Source organism: Methylobacter sp. sgz302048 (assembly GCF_052162025.1).
Lineage (GTDB): Bacteria > Pseudomonadota > Gammaproteobacteria > Methylococcales > Methylomonadaceae > Methylobacter.
In genome coordinates this window covers 3,689,431-3,706,583 of record NZ_CP197401.1, presented here as the reverse complement: position 1 = coordinate 3,706,583, position 17,153 = coordinate 3,689,431, and the positions used below count along the sequence as shown (strand labels likewise).

Sequence of the window (17,153 nt, the reverse complement as noted above, 5' to 3'; positions counted from 1 at the left end):
ATCATTGCTGATCATTGAAACGTTCGGGCCGGGGCTCAGCTCTCTCAAGATGTCGCAATTTAGCCTGTAGAGTTCGTCTTTAACTCATTGTAATGTGATACTGATTTTCCCGAGTATCTATCGAAACCGACTCCATTGATTTCCCCATTGATTTAATTCTCAAATAATCTTATACAATTGCTTGAGAATGAGTTATTTTTGCCCCAAAATCATAATAAAACCATCAGCTCGCCAAAGTAACTATGCCCAAACTCGCCCTACGACGCATACGTGAAGCAAAAAAAAAACGCCTCACTCGACTAGAACTTGGCAACTGCGCTTTAATTGAATTGCCTGATGAACTCTTTAAATTGGCATGGTTAGAAGAGTTAATATTGAGCGATAATTGGTATGAATATACTAATGAAGAATTGGCACGGAGAAAACCTGAATCTCAGATCCATTACAAATCTAATAAAATTGAATCGCTCAGTCCAAATATAAGGGCACTTAAGAATTTAAAGAAACTGAGTGTAAACAGTTTTGCAGAGCTTCATGATTTAAGTCCCTTGAGAGACTTACAGCACTTGCAGGTGCTTGATGTCTCCCGAACACAAGTAAGTGATTTAAGTCCCTTGAGAGACTTACAGCACTTGCAGGTGCTTGATGTCTCCCGAACACAAGTAAGTGATTTAAGTCCCTTGAGAGACTTACAGCACTTGCAGGTGCTTGACGTTTCAGGAACACAAGTAAGTGATTTAAGTCCCTTGAGAGACTTTGAACCGCCCCGGATTTTTCGGAGGCCGATGGTTGTGAGTCATGCCGCCTGAGCAGACTCAGTCAGTCGTTGATAATACTTTTCTTCAGCCTCTGCCGGTGGAATGTTACCGATTGGTTCCAGCAAGCGTCGATGGTTAAACCAATCAACCCAGGCCAGTGTCGCCAGCTCCACGGCTTCCCGGTTTTTCCAGGCCTGTCGATAAATCACCTCGGCTTTATACAAGCCATTAATGGTTTCGGCTAGCGCATTGTCATAGGAATCGCCTACGCTCCCTACTGAGGCTTCGATACCGGCTTCGGCCAAACGCTCGGTATAGCGGATCGACACGTACTGCACGCCTCTGTCGCTATGGTGAATTAAACCACCTGCCGGTCTCCTGGCATAGACCGCTTGTTCGAGTGCATCCAAGACGAAATCAGTGCGAGCGGAAGCGGAAACCTTCCAGCCGACAATAAACCTGGAAAAGACGTCGATCACGAAGGCGACATAGACAAAACCTTGCCAAGTGGAAACATAGGTAAAATCGGCTACCCACAACGCATCCGGACGCTCTGCCTTAAATTGCCGATTGACGCGGTCCAATGGATAAGCCTCATCAGGGCGGCTGATCGTTGTCTTGACTGTTTTGCCGCGCACCACGCCTTGTAACCCTAGCTGGCGCATCAAACGTTCCACTGTACAACGAGCCACGTTTTTCCCTTCACGCTGCAATTGTCGCCAGACCTTACGCGCACCGTACGCTTGGAAATTGTCCTCCCAAATCCGGCGGATCTGATGGCCTAAACTCTCATCCTGTTTAGCACGGGCTGATCGCAGATTAGGATTGGCCTGACACACCGCATGCCGATAATACGTCGACGGGGCAATCGGCAATACTTTGCAGATCGGCTCGACCCCATAGACATCACGGTGATCGTCAATAAAGGCTTTCATCGTTTGAATGGGCGGTCGAGCTCCGCCTGGGCAAAATAAGCGGACGCCTTACGCAGAATTTCATTGGCTTGCCGGAGCTCACGTACTTCGCGTTCCAAGGCTTTCAACCGCTCTCGCTCTGACGTTGTCAGCTGTTCTTGTGCACCACTCGTTTTTTCGGTTTCACGTACCCAGCGACGCAGGGTTTCAGCGGTACAGCCGATTTTAGCGGCAATTGATTGAATGGCGGCCCATTGTGAGGCATATTCGCTTTGATGTTCATGCAGCATTTGAACTGCGCGCTCACGGACTTCCGGTGAAAAGTTGGTGTTGGTTTTCTTGGTCATAGCTCCATTTTCTCATAAGTTGGAGCCTCCGAGAAAATCGGGGCGGTTCAAATGGTTTTCAAATATCACCTATGAGGAGCGTGCTCCCTGTAATTGTGAACATTGTAATAATTCAACTATCCCTACATTTTTTGATTGGAAAAAGCTTATTCAACGCCTCGAAGAGGGTCGCCAGACAATCGAGTGTGATAATGTTAGAGTCAAAGATGTCCCGGTTTTGCCGTTATTGGAAGGTTTTACAGATGCGGCGCGCATTAAGAGATCTGTGAAGCCTTTAAAAAGAAGCAGGGGTGACCAGCGTGACGCATCTATTATTGTCAACATTACGCCCCCAATAACTCATGCTCCTTCAGTATCAAAGCCTGAATCGGAAGAAAAATCAATCAATCAAGACCTAGTAATGACTCATCCACAGAAACCGAGACCGGATATTTGGAAAAAGATGAAAATAAAAGCATTAATGTTTACGGGTTCAATTGCCATAGTATGGGTTTTTTTAGCATGGGCAAAACCTGGTAGCGAACTTAAATTTTTAGAATTGTTCGAAGTAAAACAGGGAGAAGAACAAGAAACAAATACAAAAGACAAAGTTGCTAAGAAGTGGACCCCACCAATTGGACAGCCATTTATCATTCTTAAGTGATAACCCTGCCAGGTTATGCGGCCTTTTGTTCATCAAAAAGGTCAGCGTCATAGACTTCATCCGGCGTTTTTCCCGCTAAACCCTGATGTCGTCTTTTTTCATTATAGAAGCGAAAATACTTACCAATTTCTGATTCAGCTTGCCGCGGCGTTTCGTATGCCTTCAGGTATATTTCCTCGTATTTGATGCTGCGCCAGAGCCGTTCTACAAAGACATTATCGACCCAGCGGCCCTTGCCGTCCATGCTGATCTTGATGCCATGGGCGTTGAGCATGCCAGTAAATTTGTCACTGGTAAATTGACTGCCCTGGTCGGTATTGAACATTTCCGGTACTCCATAACGCGCAATGGCTTCTTCCAGGGCTTCCAAGCAAAAGCCGGTATCCATCGTATTCGACAGGCGCCAGCTCAGGACCTTACGACTATGCCAGTCCATGACCGCGACCAGATAGAGAAAGCCTTTGGCCATCGGAATATAACAGATATCGGTTGCCCAAACTTGATTGGGACGGTCAATGCGCAAGCCCTTCAGCAAGTAAGGGTAGATTTTATGGCCCTTGCCTGGCAGGCTGGTCTTCTTTTTCGGATAGAGCGCGACCAAGCCCATTTGCCGCATCAGCCGTTGCACTTTCTTGCGGTTGATATAAGCGACAACCTTTTGATCCAGCAGCTCATCTCGAATCCTTCTGCTCCCTCTGAACGGCTGCTCCAGATGAATGGCATCGATGGCTTTCATCAGTCTCAGGTCTTCATCGGACGCCTCGACAGGCCGGTAATAGATACTGGATCGGCTCAACGCCAGCAGTTTGCATTGTCGGGTCACAGATAGCTCCGCCTGGGGATCGATGTTTTCTTTGCGCTGGGCCCGATCTAGCGACCGAGCACTTTGGCTAAAAAATCGTTTTCCACCGTCAGCTGACCGATCTTCGCATGCAGATCCTTGATGGCCTCATCGGAAGCGGATGAATTAGGCTTACCCTTGCTGAACAAGTCACTGGCATTGTCCAGCAATTGCTGCTTCCACTGCGTAATCTGGTTCGGGTGGACATCAAACTCAGACGATAATTCGGCTAAGGTTTTATCGCCTTTAATTGCTGCCAAGGCTACCTTGGCTTTGAACTGCGGAGAGTGATTTCTTCTTTTTTTGCTCATTGTTTTTTCCTCATACGTTGAGATCACAATAGAGCAGTTTTGTCACTTAAGCCACTGTCCAATTTTCTGGGTCCATTTCTCTAATCTTACTTTAACTGTCATAGGTAGCATAAAACTCAACAACCGTAATGCAACAGCCGATGAAATAAAAAAAGTATATATCAAAGGCAATACACTGACTGCTCCAGCAACATTAAGTGGGAGTGCGTTTAAATTGCGAGATGTAGATATACCTCAAGACAAAATAATCGAGATTGCTGTTGATTTTAAAGATGGCTCATCAGCATCAGCTCTTTTCACGTTGCCAACAGCCAATACAAATAATGTTTCCGACTTAGGGGAGGTGCTGATTGAAACCAAAACTAAGCAAATAAGCGGTAATAAGTCAAATATTAGAAATAATAACCCTGTTAACGTTATCATTAATAACTTAAATAAAATTGAACATCAATGATACGTAATAGCTCATACATAGCTTGATGGTTGCTGATTTTTAAAAGTATCTATTCAGAGCCGGAGTGAAGAGGAGTCCATATCATCATCCTATGGGGCTCTCAATCCGTTATACGAACCACCCTCTTTAACGGGTGGTTGTTAAGTTTTATCCCCAAAAATGAAATAGATCGTCGATCATTTCTTTATCTTTGTCCGTAAGTTCTTCGTAATCCTTACTTTCATTGGTGTATTCAACGAATTTTTCGTATATATACCTGAACGTTATCGTTTTTTCTTTCCTGCATTTCTCTAAATAGCCTAGCAGTTCTTTTTTTCTAAAGTCATTTTTAATTCGACGATTAAAGAACTCTGCTAAATCGTTTAGAGCTTCGTTATACGAATAGTTATTCCTAAATTGCATTTTGTTTAGCAGAAATCATTGGAGATAAGCTACATTGATTTTCAGTATCAATTGAAACTGTCGCCATTGATTAGAACCGGGTAAAAGCTGAGCCGCTTTTCTACATACTAATACTCATTCATAGAATTTGGCAGCTAGTAACATCTCTGCAATAGTTTTCCAAGTCGGATGGTCAGGAATTGGTAATTTATTGTTTAGGTAGTAGCCATCCATATCCTCAACCCATGCTGATAACGCTTCAAGAAACTCTGGCAAAGAGCCATTTACCCAACTTTCTGGATCGCTTTTCAGGTTTTTTTCCAATAATTTAATAAATACCACTAAGTCCTCATGAGAGGAAACAATCTCCGCTTGCGCTTTTAAATCCATATTTTATTCACCTCTGATTCGAATCGATGTGCCATTATTCTTTGTTGTAAATTTCCAAGACTCCGCAGCTGCTTCTTGTGGTGTAGCCATCTTATAGGGAACGTCTACTCCTGCGCGCCGAAATGCTTCCAAGCGCCGATTATCCAATGTAAACATTTGTCCGTCCTTCTCGACTAATCGAATTGGAGGAATAGCGCTTGACTCTATCGTTCCATTTTTCAATCCGGCAACTAAGTCATCGATGGAACTACCATTACTAAAATTACCCTTAATACTGCTTTGGCTGAAGCGAATATTTGCCGGATTGGTTACACCACTTGTCTCATTGCATGTCAATCCCAACGGATCAATCCAATTCACCGGATTAACCGCATACTGGAACAGATTCACGCCACCGGCCAGGCTAATCGGGTCCTGGTGGATGAACCGCCCCGCCTGGGGATCGTAATAACGGTACAGATTGTAATGCAAGCCGGTTTCGCTATCGTAATACTGCCCCTGAAACCGCAGCGGATTGTCGATTTCGGCCACATCGGCCAAGGCCAGCGCGCCATAAGCGCGGTAGCGGGCCGACCAGACGATTTTGCCGGCCGCGTCGGTCAGCTCGCGCGGCGTGCCCAGGTGATCCAGATGGTAGTAATAGACCTGTGATTTTGCACCGCTGGTCTGATCGATGCAGGCCAGGGGCCGGAAGCTGTCAGGCTCGAACAGATAGGTGCGCTGCCGCGCCGCCCGGGTTTCCTGCAGCAGTCGCGCGCCATCATAGACGAAGCGCGTTTCACCGTCGGGCGTGAGCTTGGCGAGGCGCCGGCCCAGCGGATCATAGCGGTACTGGCTGGTGCCGTGCGGTGTTTCGGCGCGGATCAGGCGATTGTCGCTGTCATAGGCGTAGCGCGTGACGAGCCGGCCCTGCTTGCCGCGCCGTTCTTCGGCCAGGTTGCCGGCCGCATCGTAGCTGAAATGCCGGTCGCTCAGCAGCATCAGGCGGTCGCCTTGGACCCGACCGCCGCGCTCCTCGTTGACGCCGATCAGGTTGCCGGCCGGGTCGTGCACGAAACGTTCCGGCGTCAGGCCTTCGACCTCGATAAGCCGGTCGGCGGGGTCGTAGAGATAGCGGCTGGTGCCCTGGCGCAGGTCGTCGACGGCCGCGAGCTGGCCGGCGGCGTCGTAGCCGTAGCGCCGGCCGAGCACGTTGACTTTGTCCTTCAGGCCGGCCTGGTGCCGGATCAGCCGGCCCATCGGATCGTAGGCGTAGCGGCTGACCAGCTGGCCCTGCTGGCGGGCGGTTTCCAGGCCCTGGTCATCGAACTGGTGCCGGCTGAGGATTTCGCCGTCCAGGCTGACCGTTGCTAGGCGGCCTTGGGCGTTGTACGCGTAATCGATACGCTGGCCCGTGGGCGTGACGGTGGCCGTGCGCCGGCCCAGGGCGTCGTATTCGTGCCTGACCGCGGCGTCGTTCTGGCTTTCGCTGACGACCTGGCCGAGCGCGTTATACTGGAACTGCAGCTGCGCATGGCTGTTGCGGGCGCGGCTCAGGCGGCCGAGCGGGTCGTAGGCGAAGTCGCTGACGGCGCCGTCCCCGCCGGTCTTTTTCAGCAGACGCCCGAGCGGGTCGCGTTCAAAGCGCGCGACCTGCCAGACCTGGTCGCCGCGCTGGGCGTACAGATCCAGTTGGCCGGCGGCATCGTAGTGGTAGCGCTGGACGCGGCCGTCGAAGCCGATCTCTTCGATGAGATTTTCGTCCTGGTCGTAGTTGAGCTGGTAGTGCTCGCCTTTGGCGTTGGTCAGTCCAATCAGGTTGCGCTCACTGTCGTAGTGATAGCGCAGCACCTGGCCGGTCGGATCGATGCGCTCGGTGAGCTGTGACAGGCCGTCGCCGTAGCGGTACTCGGTCGTGCGCCCGGCCGCGTCGGTGTAGCGGGTCAACAGGCCGGCTTCGTTGTAGTCCAGCTTGACGACGGCGCCGTCGGGGGCTTTGACGGCAATGACGCGGCCGGCAGCATCATATTGATACTGGCTGATGCGCTGGTTCTGGCTGGCGGCGACAATGCGATCCTCATCATCGTAACGGTAATGCCGACGGCTGCCGTCGAAGCCGATCTCGCCGACCAGCCGCGCCTGTCCGTCCCAGAGCAGGGTGCGGGCCTGGCCGACGGCGTTGACGATCTGCGCCGGCAGGCCCTGGTCGGTGTAGGCGATGCGCGTGACGCCGCCTTGCGGGTCCTCGGTTTGGATCAAGCGGCCCTGGTCGTCGTAGCTGCGGCGCCAGGTCTGGCCCAAGGGATCGGTCAGTGAGGTTAAGTGGCCCGTTTCGCTGTAGGCTAGCTGCGCCGTGTGGCCGAGCGGGTCGGTCACGGCGGTCAGCCGGCCTTCGTCATCGTAGGCGTAGACGGTGCTGTGGCCGGCCGCATCGGTGACGCGGCTCAAGAGGTTGTGCTCGTTGTAGGCGTAGTGCGTGCGACGGCCTTCCGGGCTGGTCTGCCAGAGCAGCAAAGCGTTGGCGTCGTGCATGTATTCGCTGACGCCGCCGCGCGAGTCGATGGCGCGGCTGAGGCCGCTGTCGGTCCATTCGAAGCGGTAGTCGTAGATACCGTGGTCGCCGACGTTGCGCAGGCAGCGCCCGCTCGGGTTGTAGGCGTCCCACTCGAAATAAAAGTTGAAGCCGGTGGCGAGCGTGCGGCGGCTGATCATATGGTTGCGGTAGGCGTAGGTCTCGCCGTGATCCAAGGGATCGAGCGCGGCGGTCAGATCGCCGTGCTCATTGTATTGGTAGCGCACGAACGGCGCGGACGCCAAGGCCAGGCCCTGTTCGCCCAATTTGGCCGGGCCGATGGCCGCGATATGCGCGCCGTCGCGCTCGATCAGCAGCGTTTTGCCCCAGCTGGCCTTTAGAGCCTGGACCTGGCCTTGAAGGTCGTAGACCAGTTCGATGAACGGGCCTGATGCGTTCTGCCAGCGCTGCAGGCGGCAGCGGCCGTGCTCGCCCTGGAAGAGGCGATCCGGCTGATTGTCGCTGACTAACCGAAAATGGCCGGCTTCGCGGTACAGGCGCAGCTGTTCCGGGAGATTCAGGCTGTAGTCGCCGGGTTCGGGCAGGGGCAGTTCGAGGGTGCGGCCTTCGCGGTCATGGAAGGCGACGGCCGTATCCGAGACCTCCAGCCATTCGTCCAGCGGCGTCAGCCAGCCGTGGCCCAGCTGCAGATCAGTAGCACTCTGGCCGCTGCGGTAGAAGCGTGTCCAGGGCAGGCTCAGCGGGCCGTCCCAGCTGAAGTCGGTCAGCTCCAGCAGTTCCTCGCCGGTGGCTAGGCTGATCGGGCAACCGCTGGTACAGGTGTCGGCGTTCTTCAGGGTGGGTTTGCCGGCGGCGGATTGGCCGGCCTTGGGAGAGGTTTTTTTCGCGGCCGGGTTGTCCGGTTTGCCCAAGGGACACAGGACTTTGCTGCTGGGCGCCTGCTTGGGCAAGGCCTGCCCAGCTTGGATGGCCTGGGCCGCGCGCTGTTCGGCGCCGGCCGCCGCAGCGACTTTCTCCAGTTGGCCAGTGCCGGCGAGCATTTCCCCCGCCTTGCCCAGTTTGCCCAGCTTGCTGACCGGCATGAACACGCTGCCGATTTCAGCCAGGCCGCGGCCGGCCGTCTGCCCGTCGAACTCGGCCAGACGGCCTTCAGCGGCGGCCTGGGCTCTTTCTGTCTGATAAGCATCCCAGGCGCCGGACGCGCGGTCTTTGATGCCGGCGAGGGCGCCGGCAGGATCGTCTACGGCCTGGCCGATGCCATTACCCACCTGTTTGGAGATCTCTTTGGCGGTTTCAAAGGCCTGTTCGCGGTAGGCTGGGTCGGTGGCCAGGCTGTAGCCGGCTTGGCCCAGGTCGGCGACGCCCTGGACGGTCTCCTTGCCGAAGTCCCAGATGCCTTTACCGAAACCGGTGCCAAACTGTGTTGCCTCTTCAATCAATTCTGCCATTTTTTAATGTCCTATAACCAAAGGCCGGCATCCAGCGCCAGCCGCACCCGGAGCAAGGCGGTTCGGGCCTGTGGCGTGAAGGCCGGCGTCAACAATTCCTTAGCCCAAGGGGCTTGAAGCTCGAAGTCTTCTCCGTAATGCAGGCAGCAGGCCGCGAAAACAAACTGGGAGTCTTCCGTTAAAAGGCCCAGGGTTTCGGCGCGTGTGAGCGCACGCTGCACCAGGGCCTCTGAAGGGGCGGCAATGGCCGGCAAGGCGTTGGCCAGAGCCAGAAGGATGCGGGCATGACGGTCAAGCTTGAAACCGTCTTTGTCGAGAAACCAGCCTATCGTGCTGGCTGTGTCGGCGGCTTCTGTCCAACCGCCTATGGGCAGCCGCTCAGTCAGGCTCGCGATGCGTTTTTCGGCAGGCAGATCGGCATTAGCCAAAATCGAGTGTATCGCCGGATGCAGGTCAAAATTCGGTGCGACGGCAGCCATCAGGTAAACGAACTGGCCCAGGCTGGATTGCCAGGCGAATCCGTAACTGCGCGCCCGGGCCAGGCCGAAGCCGATCAAACGCGTCAGAATGGCTGGCGAAACCTGGGCATAAGCCGGGTATTCCTGTTGAATGTACTTGCGCAGAGTGACGCGGAATTGCTGCTCTTGATGTTGGTCGAGCAGCTTGATTTGGCGGGGATGGAGAGTCAGCATGCAGGCTTTTTGGTAAGGTTCAGGTCCGTTGATTGTTTGAATTCTAACTCAAACTGTGCAGATTAAAAAGAGCAGCTGTGTTCGCCGTGCAGATGCAATTAAGGCCAAACACAGAATTCGGCGCATCACTTTTGCTCGAAGAGTTGAAAGTAATCCAGCGTAAGGATATTGAGATACTTGGGCCTCAAACAAGTAGCGGGTGTGAAGAACGGCAGTTGTTCTGGCGGCGTCTCACCGCCTTTTGCGGATTTCATTCGACATGTATTTGGCGACCAAACGTTTCCGTAACAACCGGCTCAGGCCGAAATCAGTGCCCCGATTCGGCTCTGTAATTTATAACCTCAAGCCCTGTTCAGGATCAATTCCAAAACCATTTTACTGCCGAAATAAGCCAGAAGCAGCGATATAAAGCCGATCAGCGTCCATTTTATCGCTGTTCGGCCCCGCCAGCCGTAACGGCTGCGGCCTATTAGCAGGCTTGAAAATACAATCCATGCCAGTATCGATAGCACGGTTTTATGCACCAGATGCTGCGCAAACAAATCTTCTATGAATATAAAACCGCTGATCAATGAGATCGTCAGGAAGACAACGCCGGCGGCGAGCATTTGAAACAACAGCGATTCCATCGTCTGCAGTGGCGGCAATGACAAAATAAAGGGTTTTGGGGGATGGCTTTTGAGCTGCTGGTCTTGAATGGCCAGTAATATCGCTTGCAGAGCGGCGATGTTTAATAGGCTGAAAGCAATGATGGACGTCAGAACGTGAATGCTCATCTGCCAGTTATGGTTGTGAAGAAAGCGGGGGCGCTCCGGAAAAGCCAGCTCCAGGCCGAGCATAATGGCGGCAGCGGGAAATATCGCAATGCCTAGTTTTTCGACCGGTTTACTGAGCGTCGCAGTTAATAACATCAGGGTGACAATCAGCGAAACCAGTGAGGCGGTGCTGATAAAGCTGAAATTAAAGCCATTCTCATTGTGGAAGTTAACGGTGATATAGGCGAGATGCGCGCATGCTGCAAACCAGGCAAGATAAAGCGGAGTTTGATTGCCATCGCCACGGCGAAATTTACGGGCAATAAGCAAGGTGCTGCCTAAATAGGCACAGATTGAAAGAGCGGCAAAAAAGGTGGCGTTCATTTGGCTGTATTTTCTTTATGTATAGTAGAACCTTGCTATCTATTGTTACAGCTAAAGCTTTTCAGCCCAATTAAAATTTAGGGTTGTTGGTTTAACAGCGGCTGATTAAATTTTCATTCAATTGCTAATGTCTAATTTAATCAATGCATTAAAGCTGAGAAGTACGATTTAAAGTTATTGCTTCAGGACTTGACAGCGAGTGGTGCAAAGGTCTTAATGGGTATGTTAATATAACCGGCTAAATAGTTCTAACGCATTTGCGTTAGGTAGTGGTTTCCATGTAAATATTCAGCCCCGGCATAATTTTGATCTGACAGGGTGGGCTTCGGCTACGATTGAAGATCTTGCTGCGCATAGAGAATCTGAATAATTACGTTTCCTTGATTACAGAATAAAGACGCAGATATGTTTGATAATTTAACCGATCGACTAAGTAATACTCTTAAGAAAGTTAGAGGCCAAGGGCGGCTGACTGAAAGCAATATCAAGGAAACGCTACGCGAAGTGCGCATGGCCTTGCTTGAGGCGGACGTGGCTTTGCCGGTTGTTACGGATTTTATTGAACGCGTTAAAGAAGGTGCGTTGGGTCAGGAAGTTCAGACCAGCCTTTCGCCGGGACAATCATTAGTCAAACTGGTTCAGGCCGAACTGGTCAAGGTGATGGGTGAGGCGAATGAAGAACTTAATCTGAAAGCCGTCCCGCCAGCCGTCATTTTGATGGCCGGTCTGCAAGGTGCCGGTAAAACCACAACGGTTGCCAAATTAGGCCGCTGGCTGAAAGAAAATCAAAAGAAAAAAGTCGGGGTTGTCAGTGCCGACGTCTATCGTCCTGCCGCTATCAAGCAGTTGCAGACACTGGCTGATGATCTTGCCCTGGATTTCTTTGAAAGCGATATTTCTCAGAAGCCGGTCGATATCGCTAAGAATGCGATCGAAGCGGCGAAGAAAAAATTCCTCGACGTCATTATCATCGATACCGCCGGTCGTCTGCATATCGATGACGAGATGATGGTCGAGATCAAAGAATTGCATGCCGCCATCAATCCGGTCGAAACCTTGTTTGTCGTCGACAGCATGACCGGTCAGGACGCGGCAAACACAGCCAAAGCCTTTAACGATGCGTTGCCGCTGACCGGTGTGATTCTGACCAAAGCCGATGGCGATGCGCGCGGCGGTGCGGCATTGTCCATCCGTCATATTACCGGCAAGCCGATCAAATTTATCGGTGTGGGTGAGAAAGCCACGGCTTTAGAGCCATTTTACCCTGATCGTCTGGCGTCCCGTATTTTAGGTATGGGCGATATGCTGGGTCTGATTGAGGAGATCGAGCAGAAGGTTGATAAGGAAAAAGCCGAGAAACTGGTCAAAAAGATACAGAAAGGCAAGAGCTTTGACCTGGAAGACTTCCGTGAGCAATTGCAGCAAATGCAGAGCATGGGTGGAGTCGGCTCCATGCTGGACAAACTGCCTGGCATGAGCAGCATTCCGCAGGAAATGAAAGACAAAGTCAATGACAAGGAGCTGGCGCGCCAGATTGCTGTGATTAACTCCATGACCATGCAGGAGCGTCGCTTTCCCGATTTGATCAAAGGCAATCGCAAGAAACGTATTGCGGATGGCTGCGGTCAGCAGCTGCACGACGTTAACCGGATTCTGAAGCAATTCAAGATGATGGAAAAAATGATGAAGCGTTTCAAGAAAGGTAATATAACCAATATGATTCGTGGCATGAAGAGCAACATTCGCGGTATGAGAATGTAATTTTTGTTGCCGCAGATGCGCTACATTTTTTCGTGGGTAACTGCGGCCGTTTTATATTTCTCACGGTCTCTTAAGTGATGCTGTAGGTAATGAGTGAATTTGTGCTTCACTTATGCAGAAAATCGCGTAAAATAGACAGATTAAATTTTGACTTAATGTTTTTTGAGGAACTTAAATGGTAACCATTCGTCTTGCTAGAAGCGGCGCGAAAAATCGTCCTTTTTATCATGTGATTGTGACTGACAGTAGAAACAGCCGTGATGGTCGTTATATCGAACGCGTTGGTTTTTTCAATCCGGTAGCGCGTGGCAAAGAAGAAAAATTACGTCTGGATTGCGCTCGCGTTGAATATTGGAAAGCTAATGGCGCGCAGCCTTCTGACCGCGTTGCGAAATTAATTAAAGACGCACAAAAAGCAACTGCTGCGTAATTTGGCTTGTCAGCGCGGAAAGATATAAACGTTGGCAGGATTTCCGGCGTTTTTGGTGTAAAAGGGTGGCTTAAGGTCTTTTCTTTTACCGATCCAAGAGAGAATATTTTAAGTTATTCTCCGTGGCTGCTGAAAAAAGGCAGCGAAATCAAGCAACTTGATGTCATTGATGGAGCTCTTCACGGCAAGGCGGTAATCGCTCAGCTTGATGGCATCATTGATAGAGAGCAAGCTGCAGGATTGATTGGGTGGGATATTTTTATAACCCATAATCAATTGCCGGAAACGACTGAAGGCGAATATTACTGGTCCGATCTGATCGGGTTGAAAGTTGAAACCGTTGAGGGTGTTCAGTTAGGCGTGGTTGATAGTCTGCTGGAAACCGGAGCGAATGATGTATTAGTCGTTCAGGGTGAGCGGGAGCGGGCCATTCCGTTTTTACAGGGAGAGATCATAATTGATATTGATCTGGATACCGGCACTATGATTGTCGATTGGGATCCGGAATTTTAATTATGCAGTATGCGATTTGATGTCGTAACGTTATTCCCGGACATGGTGACAGCGGCTGCTGGTTACGGTGTGACAGGTCGAGCTATTGAGCGAGATATAGTTCGTCTATCGGTCTGGAATCCGCGCGATTATACGCACGACAGGCACAAAACGGTCGATGACCGGCCTTATGGCGGCGGCCCGGGTATGGTCATGAAATACCAGCCATTGCATGATGCTGTCTGTGATGCCAAACAGGCCGGCACTGGCTCTGCCAAAGTGGTTTATTTGAGTCCGCAAGGCAAACCGATTACGCAGGCTTTGCTTTCAGAGGCTTGCAATGTTCCTCAATTGATTTTAGTGGCAGGGCGTTATGAAGGAATTGATGAGCGCTTTGTCGAGTTGGATTGCGATGATGAATGGTCTATCGGAGACTATGTCATCAGCGGTGGTGAGCTGGCGGCGCTGATAGTGATCGATGCGGTGACCCGTTTGTTGCCCGGTGTGCTCGGGGACGAGGATTCTGCTCTGCAGGACTCTCATATGAATGGCTTGCTGGATTATCCGCATTTTACAAGGCCGGAACAGCTTGAAGGACATTCGGTGCCGGAGGTTTTACTGGGCGGCAATCATGCGGACATAAACCGCTGGCGGATGAAGCAGGCATTGGGAAGAACCTGGCTGAGGCGGCCGGATTTATTGAAAAAAATGAATTTAAATGCAGAGCAGGAAAAACTGCTGAACGAATTTAAAATTGAAGTTGAAAAATAGGGTGTGGCAATGAGCAATATTATTGATGTTTTGGAAGCAGAACAGCTGAAACAGATTCCTGACTTTGGTCCAGGCGACACAGTTGTTGTACAGGTTAAAGTAAAAGAAGGCGAACGTGAAAGAATTCAGGCGTTTGAAGGCATAGTGATTGCAAAACGTAATCGCGGTTTAAACTCTGCTTTCACAGTAAGAAAGATTTCTCACGGCACAGGCGTTGAGCGTGTTTTTCAAACTCACAGTCCTATGATCAGCGAGATCAATGTTAAGCGTCGCGGTGACGTTCGCCGTGCTAAATTGTATTTCCTGCGTGATCTGACCGGTAAAGCGGCTCGTATCAAAGAAAAACTTTAATCGGTTTTTTGATGCACGTTATAAAAAAGGCAGCTTTGAGCTGCCTTTTTTATGCCCGAGACATGGATGTTTGTCTATTTGCAGGGCCGAATTCATTCGGCCTAAGCGCTATTTAACCAATTCAGGTTTAACTATGCCATTCATCATTCATTGGGTTGAAAACTGCTCAGAGGATGAGGAGATTTTTAAAGTTCAAACACCTGCCGGTAATCTGATTTTATTTGTTCATGGCGATGTGTTGTTTCAGGCTGACTGGGAGTTTGCCGGTAGTCCGGCTCAAACTATTAGCACTGCTGGTGAGCATGACATACAGCGGCAATTAAACCAGTATTGGCTGACTCCGGAAAAACCCATTCACCTGAAGCTGTTAAAGCAGGGCAGCGATTTTAGAAATAAAGTCTGGGCTGAACTCTGCCGCATACCATTCGGGGAAACAATTACTTATTCGGCTCTGGCCCGCAGAATAGGATCGGCTGCGCGGGCTGTCGGGAATGCCTGTCGGGATAACCCTTTCCCGCTAATCATTCCCTGTCACCGGGTGGTGTCCGTTTCCGGCATGGGCGGTTATTCGGGTCAGACAGAGGGTGATTTCATGGCTATAAAATCCAAGTTGCTGGCATTTGAAGCCGCCCATAAAAAATGAATTCAACGGCTTTCATAGATCAATTTCTGGATGCGGCCTGGGTCGAACAGGGTCTGAGCGAAAATACGCTGTCGGCCTATGGCAGTGATTTGAGGATTTTTGCCCAGTGGCTGGCAGGAAAGTCCATGCTGGACGTCGACGGTAGCGATATATCAAGGTTTCTAGCGAGCCGTTATAAAGACGGTATAGGCAACAGGTCATCGGCGCGCATTTTATCCAGTTTGCGGCGCTTTTATGGCTATTATCTCAGGGAAAACAGTATAACCATCGATCCTACGGCATTGATAGAATCGCCGCACATCGGCCGGCCGTTGCCGGTATCGTTATCTGAGAACGATGTCGAACTATTGCTGAATGCGCCTGAAGTAACGCATGCGCTCGGGTTCAGGGATAAAACCATGCTGGAAATGCTTTATGCCACGGGGCTTAGGGTATCCGAACTGGTTAGTTTAAAGTTTGAGCAGGTCAGCTTCAGGCAGGGCGTGATCAGAATCACCGGCAAAGGCAATAAGGAGCGGCTGGTGCCGGTCGGCGAAGAAGCGATGAGCTGGCTGGAAAACTACATGAGTGAGGCCCGAAAGACCCTTCTGGGGGAGCGGCAATGCGACTATCTGTTCGTGACCAACCGTGCCACCGGTATGACGCGGCAGGCCTTCTGGTATATCATCAAGCGCCATGCCAAAAAAGCCGGCATTAAAAAAGAGCTGTCACCGCATACGCTCAGACATGCCTTCGCGACACATCTGTTGAATCACGGTGCGGATTTGCGCGTCGTGCAACTCTTATTGGGGCATTCCGATTTATCCACTACGCAGATTTACACGCATATCGCCCGCGAACGATTAAAAGATTTACATTCAAAATATCATCCAAGAGGATAATTAAAATGGCACAAAATATTCACCCGACTGCTTATATTGCACCGGATGTATCATTACCCGAAGATGTGACGGTAGGCCCTTTCGCCGTTATTGAATCGGGTGTTGAGATGGGGCGGGCATGTCAGATTGGCGCCCATGCCGTCGTGCAGCAGTATGTGAAAATGGGCGACGGCAATATTTTACATCCCCATGCCGTTCTGGGCGGATTGCCGCAGGATGTCAGCTTTAAACCCGAAACGGTCTCCTGGCTTAAAATCGGCGACAACAATGTGTTCAGGGAAGGCTTTACGGCGCATCGCGCTTCCAAGGAAAACGGAGAGACGCGCATAGGTTCAGGTTGTTTCTTCATGAATAACAGCCACGTCGCGCATGACTGCAAGATCGGCAGCAATACCATTTTTGCCAACAATGTCGCCATTGGCGGCCATGTTGAGGTCGGCGACCGGGTTTTCATGGGCGGGTCCGTGGTTGCACACCAGTTCTGCCGGATCGGTTCATACGCGATTGTACAGGGTACGACAGGGCTAAATATGGATGTCATTCCTTTTACGCTGGTCGGCGGACGTCCGGCCCGGCATTATAAATTGAATACAGTCGGTTTGCGGCGCGCCGGCATTACCGGCGACCGCTATAACGTGCTTGCGGCGGCGTTCCGCTTGCTAAAAAACAAACAAAGCCTGGATTCGCTGGAGGAAACCGAAGAGCTGAAGCAACTGAAAGAATGGCTGGCGGTTAAATCCAAGCGCGGCGTGCATGGGTTTGTCGATATTTCGATTTAATTGCCTTAACCTCATTAAGATCTGCTCCGTAAGCGGGTCTATCAACAGCAGATATCTGCGCCGTTGGTTGCATTGGGCGGGATGGTATTTTTTCAAGCCAGATGAATGCTTTCCCGTCCATTGACAATAAAATGCATTTGATCTATTTCAAAGCACATAACTAACCTTATCAGGTCTGGCATGCCCGGATCTGTTACCATAGTCAATTCAACGAC

The 17,153-nt window shown here is 50.9% G+C and carries 17 protein-coding genes and 1 other annotated feature; of the genes, 11 read left to right on the top strand and 6 right to left on the bottom strand.

All coding sequences use genetic code 11. The annotated features are described in order from the left end of the window. The first annotated feature begins 242 nt into the window (after positions 1-242). Positions 243-809 (top strand): leucine-rich repeat domain-containing protein, encoded by a 567-nt coding sequence (locus tag ACTNE6_RS16550; RefSeq protein ID WP_442497522.1) that lies wholly within the window; start codon positions 243-245, stop codon positions 807-809. Here ACTNE6_RS16550 and ACTNE6_RS16545 read toward each other — a convergent pair. Continuing rightward, positions 797-2,019 (bottom strand): IS3 family transposase gene (locus ACTNE6_RS16545; RefSeq protein ID WP_442497352.1). Its coding sequence is split into 2 segments (ribosomal slippage): positions 797-1,728 and positions 1,728-2,019, totalling 1,224 coding nucleotides; the frame shifts between segments, so codons are not numbered across the junction. The two genes, ACTNE6_RS16550 and ACTNE6_RS16545, sit on opposite strands and share 13 nt — an antisense overlap. Next, positions 1,619-1,735 (bottom strand) — a sequence feature (AL1L pseudoknot). It overlaps the preceding gene by 117 nt. Here ACTNE6_RS16545 and ACTNE6_RS16540 point away from each other — a divergent pair. Then, positions 2,012-2,662: a hypothetical protein gene (locus ACTNE6_RS16540; RefSeq protein ID WP_442497521.1), complete on the top strand. Its 651-nt coding sequence runs from the start codon at positions 2,012-2,014 to the stop codon at positions 2,660-2,662. The two genes, ACTNE6_RS16545 and ACTNE6_RS16540, sit on opposite strands and share 8 nt — an antisense overlap. 13 nt (positions 2,663-2,675) lie before the next feature. Here the strand turns inward: ACTNE6_RS16540 and ACTNE6_RS16535 are convergent. After that, positions 2,676-3,814, bottom strand: a protein-coding gene (locus tag ACTNE6_RS16535; RefSeq protein WP_442497520.1) for an IS3 family transposase whose coding sequence is annotated in 2 segments (ribosomal slippage) — positions 2,676-3,562 and positions 3,562-3,814 — 1,140 coding nt in all. Because the reading frame shifts where the segments join, the coding sequence is not laid out codon by codon here. Between ACTNE6_RS16535 and ACTNE6_RS16530 the strand changes: the two genes are divergently transcribed. Further along, the gene (locus tag ACTNE6_RS16530) at positions 3,807-4,268 is read left to right on the top strand and encodes a hypothetical protein (RefSeq protein WP_442497519.1); all 462 of its coding nucleotides are present in this window, start codon (positions 3,807-3,809) and stop codon (positions 4,266-4,268) included. The two genes, ACTNE6_RS16535 and ACTNE6_RS16530, sit on opposite strands and share 8 nt — an antisense overlap. A gap of 516 nt (positions 4,269-4,784) precedes the next feature. Here the strand turns inward: ACTNE6_RS16530 and ACTNE6_RS16525 are convergent. From ACTNE6_RS16525 to ACTNE6_RS16510, 4 genes are all read right to left on the bottom strand, one after another. Beyond that, the gene (locus ACTNE6_RS16525; protein WP_442497518.1) at positions 4,785-5,039 is read right to left on the bottom strand and encodes a DUF7660 family protein; all 255 of its coding nucleotides are present in this window, start codon (positions 5,037-5,039) and stop codon (positions 4,785-4,787) included. A 3-nt stretch (positions 5,040-5,042) separates the two neighbouring features. Then, a complete protein-coding gene (locus ACTNE6_RS16520; RefSeq protein ID WP_442497517.1) occupies positions 5,043-8,999 on the bottom strand; it encodes an RHS repeat-associated core domain-containing protein in 3,957 nt (1,318 codons plus the stop codon). A gap of 11 nt (positions 9,000-9,010) precedes the next feature. Further along, complete coding sequence (locus ACTNE6_RS16515; protein ID WP_442497516.1) at positions 9,011-9,691, bottom strand: hypothetical protein; 681 nt, start codon at positions 9,689-9,691, stop codon at positions 9,011-9,013. A 341-nt stretch (positions 9,692-10,032) separates the two neighbouring features. Beyond that, entirely contained in the window at positions 10,033-10,830 is a 798-nt protein-coding gene (locus tag ACTNE6_RS16510) for a cytochrome C assembly family protein (RefSeq protein WP_442497515.1), read from the bottom strand. A gap of 405 nt (positions 10,831-11,235) precedes the next feature. Here ACTNE6_RS16510 and ffh point away from each other — a divergent pair, with 405 nt between their 5' ends. The 8 genes from ffh to lpxA all read left to right on the top strand — a co-directional run bounded on the left by ffh (position 11,236) and on the right by lpxA (position 16,938). After that, positions 11,236-12,591 carry a signal recognition particle protein gene (ffh, locus tag ACTNE6_RS16505; protein ID WP_194968459.1) on the top strand — a complete coding sequence of 452 codons (1,356 nt, stop codon included), beginning with the start codon at positions 11,236-11,238 and terminating at the stop codon, positions 12,589-12,591. Positions 12,592-12,766: 175 nt separating this feature from the next. After that, complete coding sequence (gene rpsP, locus ACTNE6_RS16500) at positions 12,767-13,021, top strand: 30S ribosomal protein S16 (protein WP_194968460.1); 255 nt, start codon at positions 12,767-12,769, stop codon at positions 13,019-13,021. 6 nt (positions 13,022-13,027) lie between these two features. Continuing rightward, entirely contained in the window at positions 13,028-13,534 is a 507-nt protein-coding gene (rimM, locus tag ACTNE6_RS16495) for a ribosome maturation factor RimM (RefSeq protein WP_442497514.1), read from the top strand. Between the two features lie 9 nt (positions 13,535-13,543). Continuing rightward, positions 13,544-14,284, top strand: a complete 741-nt coding sequence (trmD, locus tag ACTNE6_RS16490) for a tRNA (guanosine(37)-N1)-methyltransferase TrmD (protein WP_442497513.1) — start codon at positions 13,544-13,546, stop codon at positions 14,282-14,284. A 9-nt stretch (positions 14,285-14,293) separates the two neighbouring features. Then, positions 14,294-14,635: a 50S ribosomal protein L19 gene (gene rplS / locus ACTNE6_RS16485; protein WP_194968463.1), complete on the top strand. Its 342-nt coding sequence runs from the start codon at positions 14,294-14,296 to the stop codon at positions 14,633-14,635. A gap of 133 nt (positions 14,636-14,768) precedes the next feature. Further along, complete coding sequence (locus ACTNE6_RS16480; protein WP_442497512.1) at positions 14,769-15,278, top strand: methylated-DNA--[protein]-cysteine S-methyltransferase; 510 nt, start codon at positions 14,769-14,771, stop codon at positions 15,276-15,278. Beyond that, entirely contained in the window at positions 15,275-16,159 is an 885-nt protein-coding gene (gene xerD / locus ACTNE6_RS16475) for a site-specific tyrosine recombinase XerD (RefSeq protein ID WP_442497511.1), read from the top strand. Before ACTNE6_RS16480 ends, xerD begins: the two co-directional genes overlap by 4 nt. 5 nt (positions 16,160-16,164) lie before the next feature. Continuing rightward, positions 16,165-16,938, top strand: coding sequence for an acyl-ACP--UDP-N-acetylglucosamine O-acyltransferase (gene lpxA, locus ACTNE6_RS16470; protein ID WP_442497510.1), 774 nt, complete (start codon positions 16,165-16,167; stop codon positions 16,936-16,938). Positions 16,939-17,153: the final 215 nt, after the last annotated feature.